This window comes from Burkholderia semiarida (genome assembly GCF_029268935.1).
Taxonomy (GTDB): domain Bacteria; phylum Pseudomonadota; class Gammaproteobacteria; order Burkholderiales; family Burkholderiaceae; genus Burkholderia; species Burkholderia semiarida.
In genome coordinates this window covers 287,637-312,169 of sequence record NZ_JAHLCL010000001.1, presented here as the reverse complement: position 1 = coordinate 312,169, position 24,533 = coordinate 287,637, and the positions used below count along the sequence as shown (strand labels likewise).

At 65.5% G+C, this 24,533-nt stretch carries 14 protein-coding genes and 1 pseudogene; 6 read left to right on the top strand and 9 right to left on the bottom strand.

All coding sequences use genetic code 11. From position 1 onward, the window contains the following. Positions 1-454: 454 nt before the first annotated feature. From KPB06_RS01425 to KPB06_RS01415, 3 genes and pseudogenes are all read right to left on the bottom strand, one after another. Positions 455-2,629, bottom strand: coding sequence for a malate synthase G (locus tag KPB06_RS01425; protein ID WP_059644537.1), 2,175 nt, complete (start codon positions 2,627-2,629; stop codon positions 455-457). A gap of 39 nt (positions 2,630-2,668) precedes the next feature. Then, positions 2,669-3,073, bottom strand: coding sequence for a GlcG/HbpS family heme-binding protein (locus tag KPB06_RS01420; RefSeq protein ID WP_059581533.1), 405 nt, complete (start codon positions 3,071-3,073; stop codon positions 2,669-2,671). Positions 3,074-3,095: 22 nt separating this feature from the next. Further along, positions 3,096-3,401 (bottom strand): annotated as a pseudogene (locus KPB06_RS01415) (hypothetical protein); the annotation flags it as partial. Between the two features lie 51 nt (positions 3,402-3,452). On the opposite strand from KPB06_RS01415, the gene KPB06_RS01410 reads away from it, so the two are divergent. Together KPB06_RS01410 and KPB06_RS01405 are read left to right on the top strand one after the other, a co-directional pair. Next, positions 3,453-4,916 (top strand): DEAD/DEAH box helicase, encoded by a 1,464-nt coding sequence (locus KPB06_RS01410; protein WP_060011167.1) that lies wholly within the window; start codon positions 3,453-3,455, stop codon positions 4,914-4,916. 172 nt (positions 4,917-5,088) lie between these two features. Then, positions 5,089-5,472: a hypothetical protein gene (locus KPB06_RS01405; RefSeq protein ID WP_060011169.1), complete on the top strand. Its 384-nt coding sequence runs from the start codon at positions 5,089-5,091 to the stop codon at positions 5,470-5,472. 246 nt (positions 5,473-5,718) lie between these two features. On the opposite strand, the gene KPB06_RS01400 is transcribed toward KPB06_RS01405, so the two are convergent. The 5 genes from KPB06_RS01400 to KPB06_RS01380 form a co-directional block, all read right to left on the bottom strand. Then, positions 5,719-6,570 (bottom strand): carbohydrate ABC transporter permease, encoded by an 852-nt coding sequence (locus KPB06_RS01400; RefSeq protein ID WP_060011171.1) that lies wholly within the window; start codon positions 6,568-6,570, stop codon positions 5,719-5,721. Between the two features lie 21 nt (positions 6,571-6,591). Further along, positions 6,592-7,536, bottom strand: a complete 945-nt coding sequence (locus tag KPB06_RS01395; RefSeq protein ID WP_060011173.1) for a carbohydrate ABC transporter permease — start codon at positions 7,534-7,536, stop codon at positions 6,592-6,594. Between the two features lie 54 nt (positions 7,537-7,590). After that, complete coding sequence (locus tag KPB06_RS01390; protein WP_060011175.1) at positions 7,591-8,850, bottom strand: ABC transporter substrate-binding protein; 1,260 nt, start codon at positions 8,848-8,850, stop codon at positions 7,591-7,593. Positions 8,851-8,916: 66 nt separating this feature from the next. Then, entirely contained in the window at positions 8,917-10,908 is a 1,992-nt protein-coding gene (locus KPB06_RS01385; protein ID WP_060011178.1) for a beta-galactosidase, read from the bottom strand. A gap of 8 nt (positions 10,909-10,916) precedes the next feature. Next, positions 10,917-12,074 (bottom strand): ABC transporter ATP-binding protein, encoded by a 1,158-nt coding sequence (locus KPB06_RS01380; RefSeq protein WP_060011180.1) that lies wholly within the window; start codon positions 12,072-12,074, stop codon positions 10,917-10,919. Positions 12,075-12,263: 189 nt separating this feature from the next. Here KPB06_RS01380 and KPB06_RS01375 point away from each other — a divergent pair, with 189 nt between their 5' ends. After that, on the top strand, positions 12,264-13,289 hold the full coding sequence (locus tag KPB06_RS01375) for a LacI family DNA-binding transcriptional regulator (protein ID WP_060011182.1): 1,026 nt from the start codon (positions 12,264-12,266) through the stop codon (positions 13,287-13,289). Positions 13,290-13,315: 26 nt separating this feature from the next. Here the strand turns inward: KPB06_RS01375 and KPB06_RS01370 are convergent, their stop codons facing one another. After that, the gene (locus KPB06_RS01370) at positions 13,316-13,957 is read right to left on the bottom strand and encodes a GntR family transcriptional regulator (RefSeq protein ID WP_059581559.1); all 642 of its coding nucleotides are present in this window, start codon (positions 13,955-13,957) and stop codon (positions 13,316-13,318) included. A 130-nt stretch (positions 13,958-14,087) separates the two neighbouring features. On the opposite strand from KPB06_RS01370, the gene KPB06_RS01365 reads away from it, so the two are divergent. The 3 genes from KPB06_RS01365 to KPB06_RS01360 all read left to right on the top strand — a co-directional run bounded on the left by KPB06_RS01365 (position 14,088) and on the right by KPB06_RS01360 (position 24,337). Then, complete coding sequence (locus KPB06_RS01365) at positions 14,088-14,564, top strand: OsmC family protein (protein ID WP_060011291.1); 477 nt, start codon at positions 14,088-14,090, stop codon at positions 14,562-14,564. Between the two features lie 438 nt (positions 14,565-15,002). Next, positions 15,003-15,557, top strand: coding sequence for a two-partner secretion domain-containing protein (locus KPB06_RS34525; protein WP_410469501.1), 555 nt, complete (start codon positions 15,003-15,005; stop codon positions 15,555-15,557). 17 nt (positions 15,558-15,574) lie between these two features. Continuing rightward, a complete protein-coding gene (locus KPB06_RS01360; RefSeq protein ID WP_420831919.1) occupies positions 15,575-24,337 on the top strand; it encodes a hemagglutinin repeat-containing protein in 8,763 nt (2,920 codons plus the stop codon). Positions 24,338-24,533 lie beyond the last annotated feature (196 nt).

The following is a 24,533-nucleotide window of genomic DNA, read 5'->3' as shown; positions in this document are numbered from 1 at the left end:
CGGGCACCGATTATCGACAATCGCGGCCAGATAAACCCGATATTCACAGGTAACATCGGCTGCAATTCGACGATCTGACAAATCGCGCGATGCGAATGCCACGGAGTATAACGCGCGTGTTTGCGTGCGCGGAAAATGTTGCGACCGGTTGATCGGGGTCAAATTATGGGGTAATCCCGCGCTTGCAAATATCGGGCGGATCGTTGCTGAGCAAGGCATTGCGGTGCGGCGGGAACGTTCGCGCGGCTTCCGGCCGCGGATACCGGCGGATCGGCGGATTAACGGCGGGCGGGCGTCGCACGCGAAAGCGCGCGATATGCGCCGATTATCGGTTTCAACGGTCGGGTGAATACCCATGTGAAAACGGGCAGCCGCGAGGGCCGCCCGTTTCGCAAGGCCGGTGTACCACCGGCATGCGGCGCCCGGCATGCGGGACGAGCCCGCATGCGCAGGTTCATGCGCCGTGCTGCTGCGCCTTGAACGCGAGCCGGAACCGGTGCAGCAGCGGCTCGGTATAGCCGCTCGGCTGCGACGTGCCTTGCAGCGCGAGCGCGCACGCGGCCTTGAACGCGGTCGACCGGTCGTAATCGGGCGCCATCGGACGATAGTTCGGATCGCCGGCGTTCTGCTGGTCGACGACGCGAGCCATCCGCTTGAACACGTCGAGCACGAACGCCTCGGTGATCACGCCGTGGCGCAGCCAGTTCGCGATGTGCTGGCTCGAGATGCGCAGCGTCGCGCGATCTTCCATCAGGCCGACGTCGTGGATGTCCGGCACCTTCGAGCAGCCCACGCCCTGTTCGACCCAGCGCACGACGTAGCCGAGGATGCCCTGCGCGTTGTTCTCGACCTCGCTCAGGATCTCGGCCTCGCTCCACGCGGCGCGCTCGACGACCGGCACGGTCAGCAGCCCTTCGAGCAGCGCGTCGCGCTCGCTCGCGTACGGCGTTTTCTCGAGTGCCTGCTGGACGGCCTGCACGTCAACGAGGTGGTAGTGCAGCGCGTGCAGCGTCGCCGCGGTCGGCGACGGCACCCAGGCGGTGTTCGCGCCGGCGCGCGGATGCGCGATCTTCTGCTCGAGCATCGCGTGCATCAGGTCCGGCATCGCCCACATGCCCTTGCCGATCTGCGCGCGGCCGCGCAGGCCGGCCGACAGGCCCGCGAGCACGTTGTTGCGCTCGTACGACTGGATCCACGCCGACGATTTCATGTCGCCCTTGCGGATCATCGGGCCCGCTTCCATCGCGGTGTGCATCTCGTCGCCGGTGCGATCGAGGAAGCCGGTGTTGATGAACGCGACGCGCGCGGCGGCGGCGGCGATACATGCGGCGAGGTTCACGCTGGTGCGGCGTTCCTCGTCCATGATGCCCATCTTCAGCGTGTTGCGCGGCAGGCCGTACAGATCCTCGATGCGCGCGAACAGCGTGTCGGCGAACGCGACTTCGGCCGGGCCGTGCATCTTCGGCTTCACGATGTAGATCGAGCCCGTGCGCGAGTTGCGCTTCGCCTTCAGGTCGTGCAGCGCGCACAGCGTCGTGACGACGCCGTCGAGGATGCCTTCCGGAATCTCGTTGCCGTCGCGGTCGAGCACCGCGCCGTTGGTCATCAGGTGGCCGACGTTGCGCACGAACAGCAGCGAGCGGCCGTGCAGCGACAGCGTGCCGCCGGCGGGCGTCGTGTACTCGCGATCGGCGTTCAGCCGGCGCGTGAAGGTCTTGCCGCCCTTCGCGACTTCCTCGACCAGCGTGCCCTGCATCAGGCCGAGCCAGTTGCGGTAGAGCTGGACCTTGTCGTCCGCGTCGACCGCCGCGACCGAATCCTCGCAGTCGATGATCGTGCTGACCGCGGCTTCGAGCACGACGTCCTTCACGTTCGCGAGATCGGCGCGGCCGATCGGCGTGGATGCATCGATCTGGATCTCGAGGTGCAGGCCGTTGTGCTTGAGCAGGATCGCGGACGGCGCACCGGCCGCGCCCTGGTAGCCGACGAACTGCGCCGGCTGCGCGAGCCCGACGTCGCCCTTCGCGGTTTCCACCGCGAGCTGGCCGTCCTGCACGCGGTAGCGCAGCGCGTCGCGGTGCGAGCCGCTCGCGAGCGGCGCGGCGTTGTCGAGCACGTCGCGCGCGTAGTCGATCACGCGCTGGCCGCGCGTCGGGTTGTAGGCCGCGGTGCGTTCGGCGCCGCCGTCTTCCGGCAGCGCGTCGGTGCCGTACAGCGCGTCGTACAGGCTGCCCCAGCGCGCGTTCGCGGCGTTCAGTGCATAGCGCGCGTTCGACAGCGGCACGACGAGCTGCGGGCCGGCCTGCGTGGCGATCTCGCTGTCGACGTTCGCGGTGGCTGCCGTGACGTTCGACGGGACCGGCACGAGGTAGCCGATTTGTTCGAGGAATGCGCGATACGCGGCATGGTCGCGTACCGGGCCGGGGTGCGCGCGATGCCACGCGTCGAGTTCCTGCTGCAGGCGGTCGCGTTCGGCGAGCAGCTCGCGGTTGCGCGGCGCGAGGTCGTGCACCAGGGCCGAGAAACCGCTCCAGAACGCGGCCTTGTCGATGCCGGTGCCCGGCAGCGCTTCGTTTTCAATGAACTGGCTCAGCGCTGGCGCGACTTGCAGTCCTGCTTGGTCGATCATCGTGAATCCTCCCGGGGAAAATGCGCGCGGTTTGGCTGGTTATTCCGCGACGCTCTGTGTGCCGGCGCGGGCGATCTGCGCGTCCTGTTCGGACTTTACGCCAGACACGCCGATCGCGCCCGCGATCCGGCCGCCGACCGTGACCGGCACGCCGCCTTCGAGCAAGCCCGTCAGCGGCGCGCTCAGAAACGCGGTGCGGCCACCGTTGATCATATCCTCATACGCCTTCGTCTCGCGACGGCCGAGCGCCGCCGCGCGCGCCTTGTCCTGCGCGATGCAGCTGCTGGCCGGCGATGCGCCGTTCAGCCGCGCGAACGCGAGCAGGTGGCCGCCGTCGTCGACGACGGCGATCGACACGGCCCAGCCGTGGCGTTCCGCTTCCGCGCGGGCCGCGGCGAGCATGCGCTCGGCATCGGCCAGTTCGAGTTCGGGTTTCGTTTGCATGGCGTTCCTCGGGAATAGGCGGTCAGTCGACCAGCCGGTTGTCGACGCGCTCGATCCAGTGGCGCACGGGTGTGCGGCTCGCGCCATTCCGATGAGTCTGGCAGCCGACGTTGGCGGTGACAATCAGGTCCGGCCGTGCGCGCGAGCGCGCCGACGCCCGCGCGCCTTCTCCGCACGGACGGGGTCGGAGCGCGACAGGCCGCCGTATTCCTTCATGAACTTGCCGCAGCCGCTTGCGGTCGGCGGCGATCGCTGCCGCACCGGCTTCGATCGCGGGCCACCACGCGTCGACGTTGCGGCTCGACGGCCGGACCTGAGCGGGCGGGGCTTGGCCGGCGCGGTAACCGCTAGAATTGCGGTTTTAGCCCGGAACACGTCCATGTCTTTTGCCTCGCTTGGCCTGATCGAGCCGTTGCTGCGTAATCTGCAGGGCCTCAATTACCAGACACCCACGCCGGTGCAGGCCAAGGCGATTCCCGCCGTGCTCGGCGGCAAGGACGTCATGGCCGCCGCACAGACCGGCACCGGCAAGACGGCCGGTTTCGCGCTGCCGCTCTTGCAACGGCTGGCGCAACACGGCCCGGCGGTATCCAGCAACCGTGCGCGCGTGCTGGTGCTGGTGCCGACACGTGAACTGGCCGAGCAGGTGCTGCAAAGCTTCGTCGAGTACGGCAAAGGCCTCGATCTGCGATTTCTGGCCGCCTACGGCGGCGTGAGCATCAATCCGCAGATGATGAAGCTGCGCAAGGGCGTCGACGTGCTCGTGGCGACGCCCGGCCGTTTGCTGGACCTCAATCGCCAGAACGCCGTGCAGTTCGATCAGGTGCAGACGCTCGTGCTCGATGAAGCCGACCGCATGCTCGATCTCGGCTTCGCGCGCGAACTCGACGCGGTCTTTGCCGCGTTGCCCGCCAGGCGCCAGACGCTGCTGTTCTCGGCCACGTTTTCGGACGAAATCCGCAAGATGGCGGCCGGCATTCTGCGCAGCCCGGTCGATATCAGCGTCAGCCCGCCCAACGCCGCGGCCAGCAAGATCAAGCAGTGGGTGGTGACGGTCGACAAGCGGAACAAGCCAGAGCTCTTCATGCACCTGGTGGCCCAAAACAAGTGGGAACACGCGCTGGTGTTCGTCAAGACCCGCAATGGCGTCGATTATCTGGCGCTCATGCTGGAGAAAGCCGGCTATGCGGTCGATACGATCCACGGCGACAAGCCGCAACCCGCGCGTTTGCGTGCGCTGGAGCGCTTCAAGACGGGTGAAGTGCAGATGCTGGTCGCCACCGATGTGGCGGCGCGCGGGCTGGATATCGACGATCTGCCGCTGGTGATCAACGTCGATCTGCCGATCGTCGCGCAAGACTACGTGCACCGTATCGGCCGTACCGGCCGAGCGGGCGCGAGCGGCGTGGCCGTGTCCCTCGTGTGCGCCGATGAAGCGCCGCAACTGGCCGCGATCGAAGCGCTGATCCGGCAGACGCTGCGTCGGGAAGAAGAGCCGGGTTTCGAAGCCGAACACCGCGTGCCGGAAACCAGCGCGACGGGTCAGATCATCAAGAAACCCAAAAAGCCGAAGAAGCCCAAAGTGCCGCAAGCCGTGCCGGTCGCCAGGCAGGCGCCGGGCAAGAAGCCGCCTACGCAAGGGAGCGAAGGCAAGCGCAAGCCCGCGGCGCAGCATGCGAAGCCAGCCGTCGGCACGGGAACGGACTACACCGTCGGCAGCCCGTTCAGCGTGCACAAGCCGCGCGGCAAGCCGGCGGGCAAGCCGGCGGCGGGAAAGGCTGCGGGCAAAACTGCGGGCAAAACTGCGGGTGGTCGCGGCAAACCTGGCAAACCGTCCAGATAGCCCGATCCTTCGCTTTCGACGTGCCCGATACGATCGAGCTGTCCGATGCCGTGAACGCATACGGGTGGTTCGGAACAGCGCTGCCGGGTTTCTCGTGAGCGACCTGAAACCGCCCGCGATAGAAGCTTCGCGGCGTGACCGATGATGTGCGATGACTGAAGTGAGAGATGGAATGACGACGACATTCGACGAGGCGACAACGGCGGCGATCGCCGCGTTTGCCCAACTGGATTTCTACACGGCCGTGCAAGCGATGCGCGCCGAAGCCGATTACGACCACGAACGAGACCAGTGGATCTCGCGCTATATCGACGAGCACGGCGGCGGCGTGGACGATGCGGAATACGACGCCCTGCACGCGCGAGCGCAGGCCACGCCGGAATACGCGCAGTTCATCGATGGGGTTCGGCGGGAAATTCTGGAGTACTTCGGCGTGACCGACGATCAACTGGACTGGATGGTCGTGCTGCGCGACGACGACAGCGATGAACTGTGGGCGGAAGTCAACCGGCAGCGGAACGCGCTGGGAACGGGTGAAGTGCGCGGAGATCTCTGACCGGGCCTGTCATTCGCCGGTACGTTGGGCGCGCCGTTGTGAAGGTCGGCTCCGCACCACGTATCGGACGCTCGCCGTTCATATCGGTCTTCTCGCTCATCCGATTCGTGGACGGTGTTGAAGCTGAACGGCGGGCCAGGGTTGCCAAACGAGATCCACCGAACCCGCGACGCATGAAAAAAGCCCGCCGAAGCGGGCAACCTCACGATGCGGAGGGGGAGATCCGAAAACGCGATCGGCGCGCGCTCAGCCTTTCGTCGCGCCGAACGTGAGCCCCGCGACGAAATGCTTCTGCATCGCGAAGAACATCGCGACCGACGGCAGCGCGGCGAGAATCGACCCGGCCGATACGAGATTCCACGACGTCGTCCATTGCCCCTTCAGCGCCGCGACGCCCGCCGTGATCGGCGCCGCCTCGTCGCCCTGGGTGAGACACAGCGCCCAGAAATAATCGTTCCACACGAACGTGAACACCAGAATCGCGAGCGCGGCCAGCGCCGGCCGGATCAGCGGCAGCACGATGCGCCAGAACACCGTCCATTCGCCCGCGCCCTCGATGCGCGCCGCCTCGATCAGCTCGAACGGCAGCTGCTTGATGAAGTTGCGCAGGAACAGCGTGCAGAACCCCGTCTGAAACGCGACGTGGAACAGGATCAGCGCTTCGACGGTATTGAATACGCCGAGCCGCAGCGACAGGTCGCGCACCGGAATCATCAGCACCTGCACCGGCACGAAGTTGCCGGCGACGAACGTGCCGAACAGCGCGGTATTGCCGCGAAACCGGTAGGTCGCGAGCGCGAAGCCGGCCATCGCCGCGAGCGCGATCGAGCCGATGACGGACGGCACGGTGATCTGCACGCTGTTCCAGAAGTAATGCAGCATCGGCGACGTGGTCAGCGCGTCGCGATAGTTCTCGATCATCGAGAAGTGCCGCGGCCAGCCCCAGTAGTGGCCTTCGACGAGTTCCTCGGTCGAGCGCACCGACGTGATGAATACCGCGATCATCGGCAGCAGCCAGATCACGAGCGCGACGGGCAGCGACAGCTTGTACAGCCGGCGCGATATCGGCTTCCAGTGGGCAACGGGTGTCGGAAACATGATGAGTGAACTCCCGAAAGGTCACTGTTCGTTGCGCAGCATGCGGCGCAACTGGAACACGATGTAGACGAGCATGATCGCGAACAGCACGACGGCGATCGACGCGGAATAGCCGAGCCGGTAGTACTTGATCGCCTGGTCGTACATGTAATACGCGAGCACGGTCGAGCTTTCGAACGGGCCGCCGCCCGTCATCACCGAGATCAGGTCGAAGCTGCGCAGCGCGCCGATCACGGTGACGACGATCGCCATGAACGTGGTCGGCCGCAGTTGCGGCAGCACGACGTGCCACAGCAGCGCGAAGCCGCGCGCGCCTTCCATCCGCGCGGCCTCGATCTGTTCCGGGTTGACCGACGTGAGGCCGGTCAGGTACAGGATCATGCAGTACGCCGTTTGCGGCCACAGCGCGGCGAATACGATGCCGAACGTCGCGTAGCGCGCGTCGCCGAGCACCGGGATCCCATGCCCGGCGAGCAGCGCGAGCAGGCCGAAGGTCGGATCGTAGAACCACGAGAAGATCAGGCCGACCACCACGCCCGACAGCACGAACGGCGCGAAGAACAGCGACTTCACGAGCCGGATGCCGCCGACCGCCTGGTTCAGGTACAGCGCGAGCGCGAGGCCGAGCGGCGGCGCGAGCATGAACAGCAGGAGCCAGATCACGTTGTTGCGCAGCGCCGTGTAGAACGTCGGCGCATGCAGCAGCTCCGCGTAGTTCGCGAGGCCGACGAAGGTGCGCTCGGTCATCCCGTCCCAGTTGTACAGGCTCAGCGACAGCGTCGACAGGATCGGCCAGATCACATAGACGGCAACCATCGCGCAGGCCGGCGCGAGAAAGAGCCACGCGGCGCGCCGTTGCCGCCGCACGGCGGGCGACGGGCGGCGCGCGCGCAATGCGCTGGCGGACGAGCCGCGCGACGGCGGCGCGGTGCCGTCGCGCGGGGTGGACGTGGTCGGACTGGACACGGCAAGCCTCCTGAACGGACACGGCGGCCCGCGGCCGCCGGTTGGGTCACGCGGTCACTTCTTGTAGATCCGCTTGCGGGTCTGTTCGAGTTGCGCGAGCACCGTATCGAGCTGCGCGGGATTCGCGACGAACTGCTGCATGCCCTTCATCCCCTCGTCGGCCATTTCCTTGGTCATGTCGCGGTCGTAGAACTGCGCGACGCCGCCCTTCGTGTCGGCGAGGATCCGGAAGCCGATGCGCGAGATCGGATCGGCCGGCTCGGGCGACTTGCTGTTGGCCGACAGCGAGCCGAGCCCTTCGGCGAGCTTCGCGCCGATCTCGGGCGTTTCGACGAATGCGAGGAACGTGTGCGCGTCGGCCTTGTTCTTCGCCTTGGTCGGGATGTGCAGCGATTCGACCGGGCCGTCCTCGGCGGTCGGCACCTTCGGGTCGATGATCGGGAAGCGGTAGTAGCCCATTTCCGGTTTCACGTTGGGCGGGAAACCCGCCGCGATGAAGGTGCCCATCAGCATCATCGCGGCCTTGCCCTGGAACAGGAACGGCTGCGCGCCGTCGAGATCGTAGGACAGCGCGTTGTCGATGAAGTAGCCGGCATCGATCAGCGATTTCCACGTCGTGTAGACCTTCTTCACGCGCGGGTCGGTGTACGGCACGTCGCCGGCCATCAGCTGCTGGTGGAACGCGTTGCCGTTCAGGCGCAGGTCGAGATAGTCGAACCAGCCGGCGAGCGTCCACGCGTCGCGACCGCCGATCGCGATCGGCGTGATGCCGGCCGCCTTCAGCTTCCTGCACGCATCGAGAAACTGGTCCCACGTCTTCGGCTCGTCGGCGATGCCGACCTTGCGGAACAGGTCCTTGCGGTAGAACAGCCCCCACGAGTAGTAGACGGTCGGCGCCGCGTATTGCTTGCCGTTGTACGACGAGGCGCTGCGCGTCGACGCGTACATCGCGTCCCAGCCGTTTTTCGTCCAGTCGCCGCTCAGGTCCTCGAACAGCCCGCGCTTCGCGTAGTACGCCATCCGCTCGCCCGCGTGCCAGTTCACGACGTCCGGCGCGACGGTCGTGAGCCACGCGGGGAGCTGCACCTTGTACGCTTCCTCGTCGACGAAGGTCGGCTTCACGTCGATGTCGGGATGGGCCTTGTGGAACGCTTCGATCGTCGACTGCCACACGGCGCGCTGGCTCGCGCCCTTGAACGCGATGTTGATCGTCAGCGTGCCGGCATCGGCGGGCGCCGCGGCGCCGAACGATGCGGATGCGATGGCGGCGACGGTCGCCAGGCGGGCAGCGACGCGAAGGGGGCGATGGGTCATGAGTGTCTCCAGTCCTGTGTGTCGTTGTTTGTGCGTGACCGGCGCGTCTTCGCGCCGGGGCGGTTGCTACGAACGGCTTCGATACACGGCGATGCCTTGCGGCTCGACCTGCGCGGCGCCGAGCACGAACGCCGACGGCGGTACCGCGTCGATCGCGTGCGGTGTGTCGCCGTAGTTGAAGACGTAGGTCAGGCCGCCGCGGCGGCTCACGCGCACGGCGTCGCCGAGCGGCGTCGGGGCCAGGCCGGCTTCGGCCGCGATATCGGCGAACAGGCGCACGGTGGTCGCATCGTCGAACAGCGCGGCCCAGTAATGCAGCGTACCGTGCGATAGGCAGGCCGGATGGCCGTCGGCGAAGCGCGCGTGCACGACGCTGCGCGTGTCGTCGTGCAGCTCGACGAAGTCGCGCCAGTGGCGCGCCGCGCCCGTGAGCGGCGACCCGTCGCGTAGCGTGCCGTCGATCCGTTCGGTCAGGTTCGGCCGCAGCGATTCGACGCGCCACACACGCACCGGCAGGATCGACGCGAGCGGGCCGGGCGGCAGCGCCGGCGGAATCTGCAGGTCGGCGGTTTTCGAGCCGGTGCGCGGGCCGAACACCGCGTGCGCACCCGATGCGGCGAGCCGCGACGCGAAATCGTCCGGGACGATCGGCAGCGGCGGCACGACGACGAGCCGATAGCCGTCGAGCGGTGCATGCGCGGACACGATGTCGACGTCGAGGCCGAGCGAGCGCAGCGCCGAGTAGTACTCGAACGCGAAACGCGGGTAGTGGAAATCGGCGCCCTGCGGCTGCACTTCGAACAGCCACTTCGCTTCATAGTCGAACACGAGCGCGACGGGCGCACGCACCGCACCGTTCGCGTCGGCATCCGGGCCGGCGTCGAGCACGGCGGCGATTTCTCGCGCGACGCGCTGCGCTTCGCGCCCGCCTTCGTCGAGCCTGTCGTCGGGCGTGTGCAGGCCCGCATGCATCTGCTCCTGCGCGAACGGCGCCTGCCGCCAGCGGAAGTACGACACGCAGCCCGCGCCGTGCGCGAACGCTTCCCAGCTCCACAGCCGCACCATGCCCGGCAGCGGCGCGGGGTTCCAGTGCGCCCAGTTCACGGGGCCCGGTTGCTGTTCCATCACCCAGAACGGCCGCTTCGACATGCCGCGGTACAGGTCGTGATTGAACGATGCGAAATCCGGATGGCCGGTGCGCAGCCAGCGCGCCTTCACGTCGGGCGCGAACCATTGTTCCTCGAGCGCGCCGAGCGGGTAGCTGTCCCACGTCGCGATGTCGAGGTCGCGCGCGACCTCGTAGTGATCGAACTCGGTGAACAGCTGCATGAAGTTGTGCGCGACCGGCCGGCCCGGCGAATGCGCGCGGATCACGTCGACCTGCATCCGGTGATAGCGCGCGAGCTCGTCGGACGCGAAGCGCCGGTAGTCGAGGCGATGCGACGGATGGGCTTCGGTCACGGTGCCCACGGGCGCGTCCACTTCGTCGAAATGGCGATACTCCATGCTCCAGAACACGGTGCCCCACGCGCGGTTCAGCGCATCGATCGTGCCGTAGCGCGCCTTCAGCCATGCACGGAAGCGCACGAGCGCGGCCGGCGAATAGCTGACGACCGTCTGGTGGCAGCCCAGCTCGTTGTCGGTCTGCCAGTAGCGCACGGCCGGGTGGCGGCCGTAGCGTTCGGCAACCGCCGTGCAGATCTGGCGCGACGCTTCGAGATAGGTCGGCGACGAGAAATCGTAGTGGCGGCGTGAGCCGAACGCGCGCGGCCGGCCGTCGGCGCCGATCGCGAGAATGTCGGGATGGCGGTCGACCAGCCATTTCGGCGGCGTGGCGGTCGGCGTGCACATCACGATCTCGAGGCCGGCCGCGCCGAGCACGTCGACCGCACGGTCGAGCCAGCCCCAGTCGTATTCGCCGGGAGACGGCTCGATGCGGCTCCACGCGAATTCGGCGATCCGCACCTGCTCGATGCCGAGCGCTTTCATCCGGCGGGCATCGTCGGCCCACATCGATTCCGGCCAGTGTTCCGGGTAGTAGCAGACTCCGAGGCGCATGCCGATCCTTATGCGTAGTGGTGAACGTGAACGTCGGCGCGCGCGGGCACCGCGCGGCCGTCTTCGGTGAACAGGTGGCAGGCCGCGGCCGGCGCGTGCACGTGCACGCGTTCGCCGGTGCGGACCTGCGCGTCCCCGGGCACCTTCGCGATCAGCGGCGTGGCGTTGGGCTGGCCGGGCTGGTCGAGGTGCACGTAGGTCTGTTCGCCCAGGCGTTCGACGAGCGCGACGTCGCGCGCGAGCGTCGTCGCGTCGGGCGCGGCGCCGAGCGTCAGGTGCTCGGGGCGGATGCCGAGCGTGACGGCGGCGCCGGCGCCCAGCGCCGAGCCGTCTCGCGGCAGCACGAAGGTTTCGCCGGACGGCACGAGCGTGACGGTCGTGCGATGCGCGTCGCACGCGGCCACGACGGCCGGCAGGAAATTCATGCGCGGCGAGCCGATGAAGCCGGCGACGAAGCGGCTGGCCGGATGGTGGTAGAGGTCGAGCGGCGCGCCCACTTGCGCGATGCTGCCGTGCCGCGCGGTATCCGCACCGGCGTGCAGCAGCACGATCTTGTCGGCGAGCGTCATCGCCTCGGTCTGGTCGTGCGTCACGTAGACGACGCTCGCGCGCTCGAATTGCCGATGCAGCCGCGCGATCTCGATGCGGGTCTGGCCGCGCAGCGCCGCGTCGAGGTTCGACAGCGGCTCGTCGAACAGGAACACGCCGGGCTCGCGCACGATCGCGCGGCCGATCGCGACGCGTTGCCGTTGGCCGCCCGACAGCGCCTTCGGCTTGCGCTCGAGCAGCGTGTCGAGCTGCAGGATGCGCGCGGCGTCGCGCACCTTCCGGTCGATCTCGGCCTTCGGCACGCGCGCGAGCTTCAACCCGAACGCCATGTTCTCGTACACCGTCATGTGCGGAAACAGCGCGTAGCTCTGGAACACCATCGCGACGCCGCGCTCGGCGGCCGGCACGTCGTCGACGCGGCGGCCGTCGATCGACAGCTCGCCCGCGCTCAGATCCTCGAGCCCGGCGATCATGCGCAGCAGCGTCGATTTCCCGCACCCGGACGGCCCGAGAAACACGCAGAACTCGTGCGCGCCGATCTCCAGATCGACGTCGCGAATGACCGGCGCGTGCTCGCCATAGGCTTTCTGCACGCGCCGCATCGAGATGCTCGCCATTGTCTCCGCTCCATGTTTTAATGCGCCATCCTGCTTGATTAAGCGCTTAATCACCGCGATCAAAAAAAGAGGCGATGCGATCGCGGCCGAGTCGCGCCCGTCGGTCGGGCGGCAAGGTGTGCGGCGATAGTGCGCCGCTTCGGTGAGCGAAGCAAATACTGGATCGACGTCTCATATAGTGGGCAAACGATGGCAACACTGGAAGAAGTGGCGCGCCGCGCCGGCGTGACGGCCGCGACGGTGTCGAACGTGCTGCGCGGCCGCGGCCGGGTCGGCGACGCGACGCGGGCGCGCGTGCTCGAAGCGGTCGACGCGCTCGGCTACCGGCCGCATCTCGCCGCGCGGGCGCTGGCCGAAGGCCGTGCGCCGACGGTCGCGCTGATGGTATCGAGTATCGCGAACCCGTTCTATCCGGAGTTCGCACTGGCGGTCGAGCGCGCGGTGCGCCGCAACGGGCAGTTCCTGATCGTCTGCAATACGAATGAAGACCCGTTGCAGGGGCGCGCGTATCTCGACCAGATCGCCGGCACGGTCTCCGAGGGGATTCTCGTGACCAATGCGAACCTGCACCTGCCGGATCTGCTCGACGTCGCGCGGCGCGGCGTGCCGGTCGTGCTGTGCCTGTGGGAGCGGCCCGACGCGCCGCCCGACGGCCTGCCGTGCGTGGCGATCGATTTCCGCGAGGCCGGACGGATCGCGACGCGGCATCTGCTCGAGCTCGGTCACGAGAAGATCGGCGTGATCGTCGGCGGTGCGGCGAGCGGCGTGCAGGCGGCGCGCTACGACGGCTTCGTCGACGTGATGCGCGACGCGGGGCTCGACGCATCGATCGTCGCGGCCGAGCATGATTCGATCGAAGGCGGACTGCGTGCGGCGGGCCGGCTGCTCGATGCGCACCCGCGGTTGACCGCGCTCGTCGCGACCAACGACCTGCCGGCGATCGGCGCGATGCATGCGGCCGCCGATCGCGGCCGGCGCGTGCCCGACGATCTGTCGATCGTCGGCATCACCGACATCCATCTCGCCCGCGACACGCGGCCCACGCTGACGACCGTCGCGATCCCGACCGCCGAGGCGGCCGGCCTCGCGGTCGAATTGCTCAATACGCTGCGCGAGGCGGGCGGGCAGGGTGGAGACGCATCGCGCGTGCGGGTCGCGTCACCGCCGACGCTGGCGGTGCGCGGGACGACGGGGCCGGTACCGCACGCGGCATAGCGAGGCGCGGGCGGTCGTGCGCCGCCTCAGCCGCCTTCGACGAGCCGCAGCACGATGTTTCTTGCCGACTCGAGATGCGCGACCGTCATCGCGCGTGCCGCGCGTGCATTGCGTTCGCGACATGCCTGCAGAATCGCTTCGTGCTCGACCTGGAACGACGGTGTGTCCGCGAGCAGCGTGGCCTGCAGGCGCTCGTAACGTTCGACCTGGCCGCGCAGTTCGGCGATCGACTTCAACTGCCGCGCGTTGCCGCAGCACGAATACAGCAATGCGTGGAATTCACGGTTCAGCTCGCCCTGCCGGCGCGGCGCGGTTGCATCGCCGAGCAGCCGATGCACGAGTTCGGCGCGCGCGAGCGTTTCGTCGTCGAGCCGCTTCACGCTGCGGTAGATTGCATCGCCTTCGAGCAGCACGCGCAGATCATAGATTTCCTGCACGTCCGATGCGCTCAGCATCCGCACGACCGCGCCGCGATTCCGGAAGATATCGAGCAAACCTTCGCGCTCCAGCCGCTGGATCGCCTCGCGCATCGGGATCCGGCTGATGCCGAACCGCTCGGCCAGGTCGCGCTCGACGAGCCGCTCGCCGGCCGCCAGTTCGCCGTTGATGATCATGTCGCGCAGCGACGCGGCGATCGCGTCCGCCGTGGAGTCGAGTTTGGCTTCCATGCGTGCCTGTTCGTTGATTTTGGAATAATGGTATACCAAACGGCCATCCAGTGCCACAATGGCGACCATCGACGGGCTGCACGCAACGGTGTTCGGCCCGGTGGGGCAACCAACCTCAATGGAGAGCGAAATGGCATCTGGCGAACACCGGTATCGCGTCGCGGTGGAGTGGACGGGCAATCGCGGCACCGGCACGTCCGGCTATCGCGAGTACGGTCGCGATCATGTGATCCGGGCCGGTTCGAAGCCGGATATCCCCGGTTCGTCGGACCCGGCGTTCCGCGGCGACGCCGCGCGCTGGAACCCCGAAGATCTGCTGCTCGCGTCGGCATCGGCATGCCACGAGCTCTGGTATCTGCATCTGTGCGCCGAGGCCGGCATCCGCGTGCTGGCCTATGTCGACCACGCGGAAGGCACGATGGTCGATAGCGCCGAAGCCGGGCGCTTCACCGAAATCGTGCTGCGCCCGCGGGTGATGATCCGGGCGGGCGACGATCGCGCGCTCGCCGAGCGGCTGCATCACGATGCGCACGCGAAGTGCTATATCGCGAATTCGGTCAATTTTCCGATTCGTTGCGAGCCGGTGATCGAGGTCGAGGCAGCCTAGCTCGGAGCAATCAGTCCTCGTTCGTAGCCGGACATTTTCGAGCAGATCAATGCGCCTGCATGGACGCTCGGGATAGCGATGCGAGTCGTGCTTCCGATATACGCCCGTTTATTGTGACCGAGTGGGCTACGGGCGCGCCATCGATGTCGAATGCCTCTTGTTTAATTGACTGCATACGATAACGATTATTTTCGGACGGGAGTCGTGCGAGAGAAATCGGAAAACAAAATTTATGCGAAAAGTCAGTCCGATTGTCCGTCAGTATGCCTTACGTATCTGACAGGAAATGTCCACGGCGCATGTCAATCAGACGCATCCGAAATTCACAATTTGTGGTGTTTCTTCAACGGCTTAGCAATTGTTGACAGTGATTTACCAGTGCTTTGGTACGCTCACGCTCGATAATCCAACGAATGGACGCGGGCCGCGTCAACGAGAGTGAACAAAAATACGCATCGCCTGGTGTATTCCAGGCTTCGGGGTATCGTGGTGGCCGTCGCGGAGACGGCGACCGCCGAGGGCAAATCCGCAACAGCCGAGGTGCGCGCACGTCGACGCTCGTCGATATCCGGTGTGCACGTCGTAGCAGCGGGCGTTGCTGCGCTTGGCATGTTCCCCACCTTGTCCGATGCGCAGATCGTTCCGACGCCGGGCACCAGCACGCACGTGATCCAGACGCCGAACGGCTTACCTCAAGTCAACGTGGCGCGACCGTCGAATGCGGGCGTCTCGGTCAACACCTACAACCAGTTCGACGTACAAAAGGCTGGCGCGATCCTGAACAACTCGGCCACGATGGTTCAGACGCAGCAGGCGGGCTGGATCAACGGCAACCCGAATTACGGAGCCGGGCAGGCCGCGAGGATCATCGTCAACCAGGTCAACAGTCCGAATCCGTCCCAAATTCGCGGCGCCGTGGAGATCGCAGGCGCCCGCGCCGAACTCGTCCTTGCTAACCCGTCCGGGATCTTCGTGGACGGCGGAACCTCCTGAATACCAGCCGCGCGACCTTGACGACCGGCGTGCCGTACTACGGCGCCGATGGTTCGCTCGCCGGTTACAACGTCAACCGCGGGCTCGTGACCGTCTCGGGCGCCGGCCTGAACGCAACCGGTACCGATCAGGTGGACCTTATTGCTCGCGCGGTACAGGTGAACGCGGCGGTTTACGCGAAGAACCTGAACGTGATCGCCGGCGCGGCCCAGGTCAACCACGACACGCTTGCCGCGACGCCGATCGCCGGCGACGGCCCCGCTCCGTCAGTCGCGATCGACGTGAGCCAGTTAGGCGGTATGTATAGTAATCGGATCTTCCTGGCGTCCAACGAGTTCGGTGTCGGGGTGGCCAATGCCGGTACGATCGCTGCGCAGGCCGGTGACCTGACGCTGCAATCGAACGGCCGGCTCGTGCTCACGGGCAAGACCACGGCGAGCGGCAACCTCGCACTATCGGCCGCCGGTGGCCTCCAGAACAGCGGCACGACGTACGCGCAACAGTCGGCGTCGGTGAATACCGTCGCCGATCTGACGAACACCGGGACACTCGCGGCGCAACAGAATACGACCGTGAACGCCGGCACCGTCAATTCGACGGGTACGCTCGGCGCGGGTGTGAACAACGATGGCTCCGTCGGCCGCGGTGGCGACCTGAACGTCTCGACGTCGGGCCAATTGAGCGCAACCGGCCAGAATGTGGCCGGCGGCAACGCGTCGCTGACGGGCGGCAGCGTGAATCTTGCCGGCGGCCAGACGGCAGCGAACGGCAATCTGTCGCTGAACGCGACGGCCGGCGACATGAACCTGTCGAACGCAACGACGAGCGCGCAAGGCGACGTCCACGCGAATGCTTCGGGCACGATGATCAACGATCACGGCAACCTGTCGAGCGGCGGCAGCACGACGCTGACCGGCGGTGCCCTCTCGAACCAGAGCGGCAAGGTTTCGTCACAGAGCGCGTTGTCGGTGAATGTCGCCGGCCAGATCGCCAACCAATCGGGCGAACTCGTATCCGAAAGCACGGCCGACCTGCGTGGCGGTGATATCGCGAACAACCAGGGCACTATTCAAAGCGCGGCCGGCATGACGGTGGCCGGCGCGTCACTGGACAACACGGCGGGGCGGATCACGTCGCTCAACGCAGACGGCCTCTCGGTCACGACGAGCGGCCAATTGATCAATGCGGCGGGCCCTACCGCGAACGGCGCGCAAGGCGGTGTGATCGGCGGCAATGGCGATGTGTCGGTCGGCGGCGCAAACGTTGTCAACCGCGGCACGATCACATCGAACACGAATTTACGTATCGCGGGCCAGTCGGTCGACAACGGTAGCGGCACGCTGCAGGCCGCGCAAAAGGTGGCTGTCGATGCGGGCGCGCGCCTGATCAACAACGGCGGCTCGATCGTCGGTCAGACGGCCGCGCTGACGGGCACGACCCTCGACAATAGCGCGGGTGCCGTGCAGGCGAGCCAGGTGTCGTTGAACGCGACCGAGCTCATGAATCACAGCGGCACCATCACGCAGACCGGCGCCGGCGCGATGAACGTGAACGTGTCGGGCACGCTCGACAACTCGAATGGCGGCACGCTGCAAACGAACAGTACCGATCTGACGCTCGCACCTGCCGCACTCGTGAACGACGGCGGCACGATCACGCATGCTGGAACCGGCACGCTGACGCTCGGCAATGGTTCGGGCTCGGTATCGAACGTCGGCGGCGCAATCGCGAGCAACGGGCGCGTGGTCGCGCAAGCCGGCACGCTGAACAACACGTCGGGCTCGATCAACGCGCAGAACGGACTGACGGCAACCGTCGCCGGCACGCTGAACAATGCGAGCGGCAAGCTGCTGTCGAACACGGATCTCGGCGTCACCAGCGGTACGCTGTCGAACGACGGCGGCCAGATCGGTGCCGGCACGAATGCGACGCTCCGCACGGGCTCCATGACGAATCAGGGCGGCTCGATCGTCGCGCCGAATCTGTCTGTCATCGCCGATTCGACGCTCGACAACAGCGGCGGAAAGCTCGAAGCCAATCAGCTTGCGCTGACGGCTGCGAACCTCGTGAACCACGGCGGTACGATCACGCAGTATGGATCGTCAGCGATGGGGATGAACGTCAGCGGCACGCTCGACAACTCGGCCGCCGGCGTGATCCAGACCAATGCCACGGATCTGACGCTTGAGCCGGCCGAGTTGAACAACGCAGGCGGCACCATTACGCATGCCGGCACCGGCACGCTGACGATTGCGCCGGGCAATGGCGCCCGCGCGCTGAACAACGCGTCGGGCACCATCGTGACGAAGGGACAAGCTATCGTCAACGCGGCTTCCTGGAACAACGCGAGCGGTATTCTTGCCGCGCAGCGTGGTATCAACGCCACCATTGCGGGTGACGTGAACAACGCACAGGGCCTGCTGCAATCAGACGCGTCGCTGTCGTTGAAGAACGGTGGGGCGCTGTCGAACCGAAGCGGCCACATCCAGGCAGGGCAATCGGTTGCAGGCGACACCAGCACGCTCGCCATTCAATCGGCCTCGATCGACAACGCGGACGGCGCCATTGTCGACCTCGGTGCCGGCAAGATGACCGTGCAAGGCGGCAGCCAGATCGCCAACAGCGACGCCGGCGGCGTAGCGGGCATGGGCGCGATTACCGGCAACGGCGATGTGACGGTCAGCGCCGCGTCGATCAGTAACACGCAAGGTGGCCAGCTCAGCGGCGCGTCGCTGCATGTTCAAGGCGGCACGTTGGACAACAGCGGCGGCACCATCGGCAACGTCACGAATTCGAACGGCGACGTGGACGTCACGACGACCGGCGCGATCACGAATACGAACGGACAGATCAGCTCGACGCACGATCTGTCGGTGTCGGCGGCCACGCTGCTGGGCGGCGGCACGTACAGCGCAACGCACGACGCCAACGTGAGCCTGCAGGGCGACTACACTGCGGCGGCCGACACCCAGTTCAACGTCGGCCACGATCTCGCCTTCACGCTGCCCGGCACCTTCACGAACAACGCGAACCTGCAGTCGGTCAACAACCTGAGCGTCAACGCTGGCAACATCTTCAACGTCGGTACGTTGACGGCTGGCGGCCTGCTGCACACGCAATCGGCCAATCTGACGAACACGGGTGCGCTCGTGGGCGCCAGCGCGTCGCTTAACGCCGTCAATACGATCTCGAACCTCGGCCCGACCGCGCTGATCGGCGCATCCGACAGCAACGGCACGCTCGAAATCCTCGCACGCGACATCGAAAACCGCGACGACACGACTGCGACCGATTCGATGGCGACGACGGCCATCTTTGGCATGGGCAAGGTCGTGCTTGGAGGTGGCAAGGATGCCAGCGGCAATTACACGAACGCCGCGCTGATCAATAACGTATCGGCGCTGATCCAGTCCAGCGGCGACATGGAACTGCACGCGGACAAGGTGACGAGCACGCGCCGCGTGATGAAGACGTCCACCAGCCAGATCGATCCGGCATTGCTCGCGCAGTTCGGCATCAGCATGTCCGGATGCGTGGCGGTGTACATGGATGCCTGCGCGGGTCGGGACGTGGGCGGGGTCGACCTTCGCGACCCCGCAGTACGTGAACTTTTTCTGGATTTCGTGGGTGGGGTGCCGACCGATCCGCCGCATAGCGGGCAGTGGAACAGCAACTACCAGAAGACGACGTACTACGCGGACAGCGCAACGGCGACGACCGTGACCGACATCAGTCCGGCCGCGCAGATCGTGTCGGGCGGCAAGATCGACGCATCTTCGGTCGGCACGCTGCAGAACTACTGGAGCAATATCGCGGCGGTCGGTGACATCAAGGTGCCGGGGCACTACGACGCCGACGGCTGGGCGGCGACCGGGCAGAAACTGCCGGGCGTGACGGTGTCCTACTCGGGGCAATACCACTACAACAACTACGACAACACTGAACACGACTGGCAACTGCCGTTCGGCAATGCGCCGTTCGTGACGGGGCGGCCGGGAGGTTACACCCAGGCAGCACCGGCATGGATCAAGGATTACACGCTGCCGGGCTATTTTTCGACGCTGAGTTCCAACGGCACGATCTCGGGTACGGGCGTCAGTGTGAGCAACACGGCGGCCAACACATCGATTCCGTCGCTCGGCTTGTTGCCGGGACAGTCGGTGCCGGGCCTCACGCCCGCCAATCTGAGCGGTAACGCGAGCGGCGCGAAATCGGGGGCGTCGTCGGTGCACGGCGGTCCGCCGGCGCCGGTCGATCCGATCATCGCCAGTGCAACGGCGCTGAACGTCCTGAATAACCTCACCATTCCGCAAGGAGGCTTGTTCAAGCCGACCACCGCGCCGAACGCGAGCTACGTGATCGAGACGAACCCGGCTTTCACGAACCAGAAGAACTTCATTTCGAGCGACTACTTCTTCGGACAGCTCGGCGTCGACCTCACGCATATCCCGAAGCGGCTCGGCGACGGCTTCTATGAACAGCAGCTCGTACGCAACCAGCTGACGGCGCTGACCGGCAAGGCGGTGCTCGGCCCGTACGCGGACCTGCAGACGATGTATCAGTCGTTGATGACGGCTGGCGCGGATCTGTCGAGGTCGCTCGATCTTCCCATGGGTGCGAGCCTGTCGGCCGAGCAGGTGTCGAAGCTGACCGGCAACGTGATCATGATGGAGACGCGCGTGGTCGACGGCCAGTCGGTGCTGGTGCCGGTCGTATATCTCGCGCAGGCGAATCAGCAGAATATCAACGGCCCGCTGATCAGCGCGACGAACATCGATTTCCAGAATGCGCAGTCGTTCACGAACAGCGGCACGATCAAGGCCGACAACACGCTGGCGATCCAGGGCAAGCAGATCGACAGCGCGTTCGGCGCATTGCAAAGCGGTGGGCTGATGTCGCTGAAGACCGACAACGACATCGATCTGACGTCGGCCAACGTGAAGGCTGGCAGCCTGCAGCTGGATGCCGGGAAAGACCTGGTTCTCGATACGGCGACGAAGACGAACACGCGCGTGAGCCGGGACGGCGCGACGAGCGCGGTGACGACGCTCGGGCCGACCGCCAAACTCGACGTGGTGGGCAATGCGTCGATCACGACGGGCGGCAACTTCCAGCAGAACGCGGGCAACGTGTCGGTCGGCGGCAATCTCGGGATGAATGTCGGCGGCAACTGGGATCTCGGCGCGGTCCAGACCGGCGAGCACAAGATCGTGCAGCGCGCGAACGGCGTGTCGAATACAGACATCAACAAGGTCACCGGCAGCACTGTGCAGGTTGGCGGTGCTTCACTGATTGGCGTCGGCGGAGATCTGACCGCCAAGGGTGCGCAGATCGACCTCGGCCAAGGCGGGGCGATCGCAGCCAAGGGCAACGTCACGCTCGGCGCAGCGAGCGCGACGTCGACCGTGAACAGCAACAGTTCGGGCAGCGATAGTCACGGCAGTTACGCGGAGACGCTGCACACGTCGGATCAGGCGCTGACCGGGACGACGCTTAAAGGCAGCGACACGGTCACGATTGCGTCGGGCAAGGATCTCACGATCCGTGGCAGCACGGTTAGCCTCGACAAGGGGAATGCGAACCTGATGGCGGCCGGCGACGTGAATATCGGCGCAGCGACCGAAACGCATGAGCTGAACTCACACGAGACGCATAGCCACAGCAACGTCGTGAGCGGCGTGAAGGTCGCGAGCGGGATCGACCAGACGATGACGCTGAATCAGGGTAGTCTGGTATCAGCGGACGGCGTGAACATCGTCAGTGGAAAGGACGTCAATGTTCAGGGCAGCACCATCGTCGGAACGAATGACGTGACGCTCACGGCAGCGCGTAACGTAACGGTCACGACGTCGCAGGATACCTTGCAGTCGTCGAGCTACTACAACAAGAAGGAATCCGGGCTGATGTCGGGCGGCGGACTGTCGGTGTCGGTGGGCAGCAGTTCGCTGAAGACAACCAACCAGAGCGCCGAGGTGTCGAACAACGCCAGCACGATCGGCTCGCTGAACGGCAACCTGAGCATCGCGGCTGGCAACGATCTGCACGTGACCGGCAGCGACCTGATCGCGGCGAAGAATCTCAGCGGGACAGGCGCGAACGTTACGATTGACGCCGCGCAGGACAAGAACCACCGCGGCGAGACGCAGGAAGTGTCGAAGAGCGGCCTGACGCTGGCGCTGAAGGCGCCGGTAATCGACGCGGTGTCGAATGCGGTGGGTCAATCGCGTGCGTCCAGTAATAGCCAGGATGGCCGTGCAGCAGCGCTGCACGGGATGGCCGCGGCGAGTGCGGCGTGGGATGCGAACGTGGCTGCAGGCGACGTGGTCAACGCGCTGGGAGCAGGCCAGACGCCCCAATTCAAGGTCGAACTCAGCGTCGGCAGCAGCCATAGCAAGAGCGCGTTTACCGAGAACAGCGTGACGAATCGCGGCTCGAATGTGAACGCCGGCGGAACGGTGGCATTTGCGGCAACCGGCAACGCTCAGCCGGGCAGCGGCAATGTGACGATCGCCGGCTCGAACGTGAACGCGAGCGATGTGATTCTGGCGGCGAAGAATCAGGTCAATATCGTCAATACGACGGACACCGATTCGACGCGCAGTACGAACGACTCGAAGAGTGCGAGCGTGGGCGTGTCGGTCGGCACGGGCGGCTTTGGTATCTCGGCGGCGATGTCGAAAGCCAATGGCGACGGCAACAGCGATCTGGCCACGCAGAACAACAGTCACGTGAATGCGGCAAACGGCGTGACGATCATTTCGGGCGGTGATACGAACATCATCGGCTCGAACGTGAACGGCAACCAGGTGAATGCCGATGTGGGCGGGAACCTGAACATCGCGAGCGTGCAAGACACGCTGACGAGCGCGGCGCATCAGTCGAGTTCGGGCGGCGGCTTCAGCATCAGTCAGGGCGGCGCCAGTGCGAGTTTCAGCCAGAGCAAGGGCAACGCGTCGGGCAGCTATGCGGGCGTCAACGAGCAAGCCGGGATCCAAGCGGGTGATGGCGGCTTCAATATCAACGTCACCGGCAATACCGACCTGAAAGGCGGGCTGATCGCGAGTAGCGCGGATGCGGCGAAGAATTCGCTGACGACGGGTTCCCTCTCGTTCTCGGACATCCAGAACCAGTCGCACTACGACGCGAGCTCGAGCGGCTTCAGCGCGGGCGCGACGACCGGCGACGGCGGGATGAACTACAGCACGCACGGTAGCGCGTCGGGCAAGAATGCAGGCGGCGCTGCGCCGATGCTTGGCCAAAACGACAGCGGTAGCGACAGCGCGACGACGAAGAGCGGCGTCAGCGCCGGAACAGTCGCGATCACCGATTCGGCGAACCAGAAGCACGATGTGGCGAGCTTGAATCGTGATACGGCGGACACGAATGGTACGGTCGCCAAACTTCCCGACATGCAGAACCTGCTGGCCAATCAAGCGGACATGATGGCCGCAGCCAGCGCGGCCGGCGAAGCGGTGTCGCGCCGGATCGGGGACTACGCGGACAAGATGATGAAAGACGCCGCCGCGAACGGTGATCAGGCGGGAGTCGACGCGTGGAAGGAAGGTGGAGCAAATCGCGCGCTGATGCAAGGTGCCGGTGCGGCGCTGGTGACAGGGCTGGCGGGCGGTAATGCGGTAGGCGGTGCCGCCGGTGCCGCGATTGCATCGATAGCGTCGGGCAAGCTGAACGAGCTGAGCAGCGCGATCGCAGGCAGCGATCCGACCGGCAACGCCAATATGAATCAGGCACTGGGCAACATCGTGGCGAACGCGCTTGCGACGGGTGCCGGCGCTGCTGTGGGCGGTGAAGCGGGAGCGTTCTCGGGGTACAACGTTGATCGGTTTAACCGGCAGCTTCACCCTGATGAAAGACAGTGGGCGAAGGACAAGGCGAAGGACTTCGCGAAGTTCTATGAAGAAAAGACCGGGAAAGCACTCACCGTGGAACAAGCGCGGAATATGTTGCTGGCGAACGGCTATCGTTTGGTGGACGCGGCGGCAAGCAAGGGGCCGGGAGGGGACGCAACCGCGGTCGCCTATATCAGTCAGAATGGTGGCGGACTGTTCCATGCGACGCCGGCGGAGTACAACAGTCCGTTCTTGTCTGGGAACAAGGATGGTTCACTGACGCCGGAGCAGAAGGCGTTGCCGGGCGCAGTGGCTAATCTAAAGGCCGGACTCGTCATTGCCGGCGGGCTGGTAACTGCTGGGTTGGCGCCAGAGATTGCTGCAGGGTTAGCTGCTATCCCGGGCGCGCCAATTTTTGGTTCAACTGGAGCGTTGGGATCCAGCGCGTGGACGTCGCCTGTTGGGATTGGCGTCCTAACTGGTGGTGTAAATGCGACTTCACAGTACATTCAGAATGGCACGGTCAATCCAGTCGATGTTGGGTATGCCGCAATGGCTGGCGGAGCCGGCACCTATACCAAGTTCTTTGGGAACGTCGTAATAAATTCTGTAACAGGTGCTCTTGATACTGTCACAAACAATGCGATTTCCGGGAAACACGACAGCATTGCAACCGGCGCGGCAGTGAACGCAGGTGCGGCGGCTATCGGCTATGTGACGGGGCTCGCCATGCAAAATCTAATTTCTGCGTTGGCGAAATCCGGGATGGGTAGCTTCGGTTGGTCCGGAACTGGAGTTTGGTCGGGATCATCGGGACAAAATCTGTTTAACCCGAACAATGTTCCTGCAATTGGTGCTGGTATCGGTGGTGCAGCCGGCGCTGAAGCAGGAACGAAAGCGATAAACGATGCCAAATCTCGAATTGGGAAGTGAAGAAATGCTTAGATTGATTGCCTTGTATTTAGTGGCTTTCTTGCTTTCATTTATATGCTTTGCCTCCATAAAGGCATTTGTAATGATTTTTGTAGCCTATTTTTATGGCGGTGGCTTCTTGTGGGCGAGCAACGATACGAGATTCGTTTTGGTGAACGGAACTCTGTTGGGGCTTGTTTTTTGTATCTTCGCGACG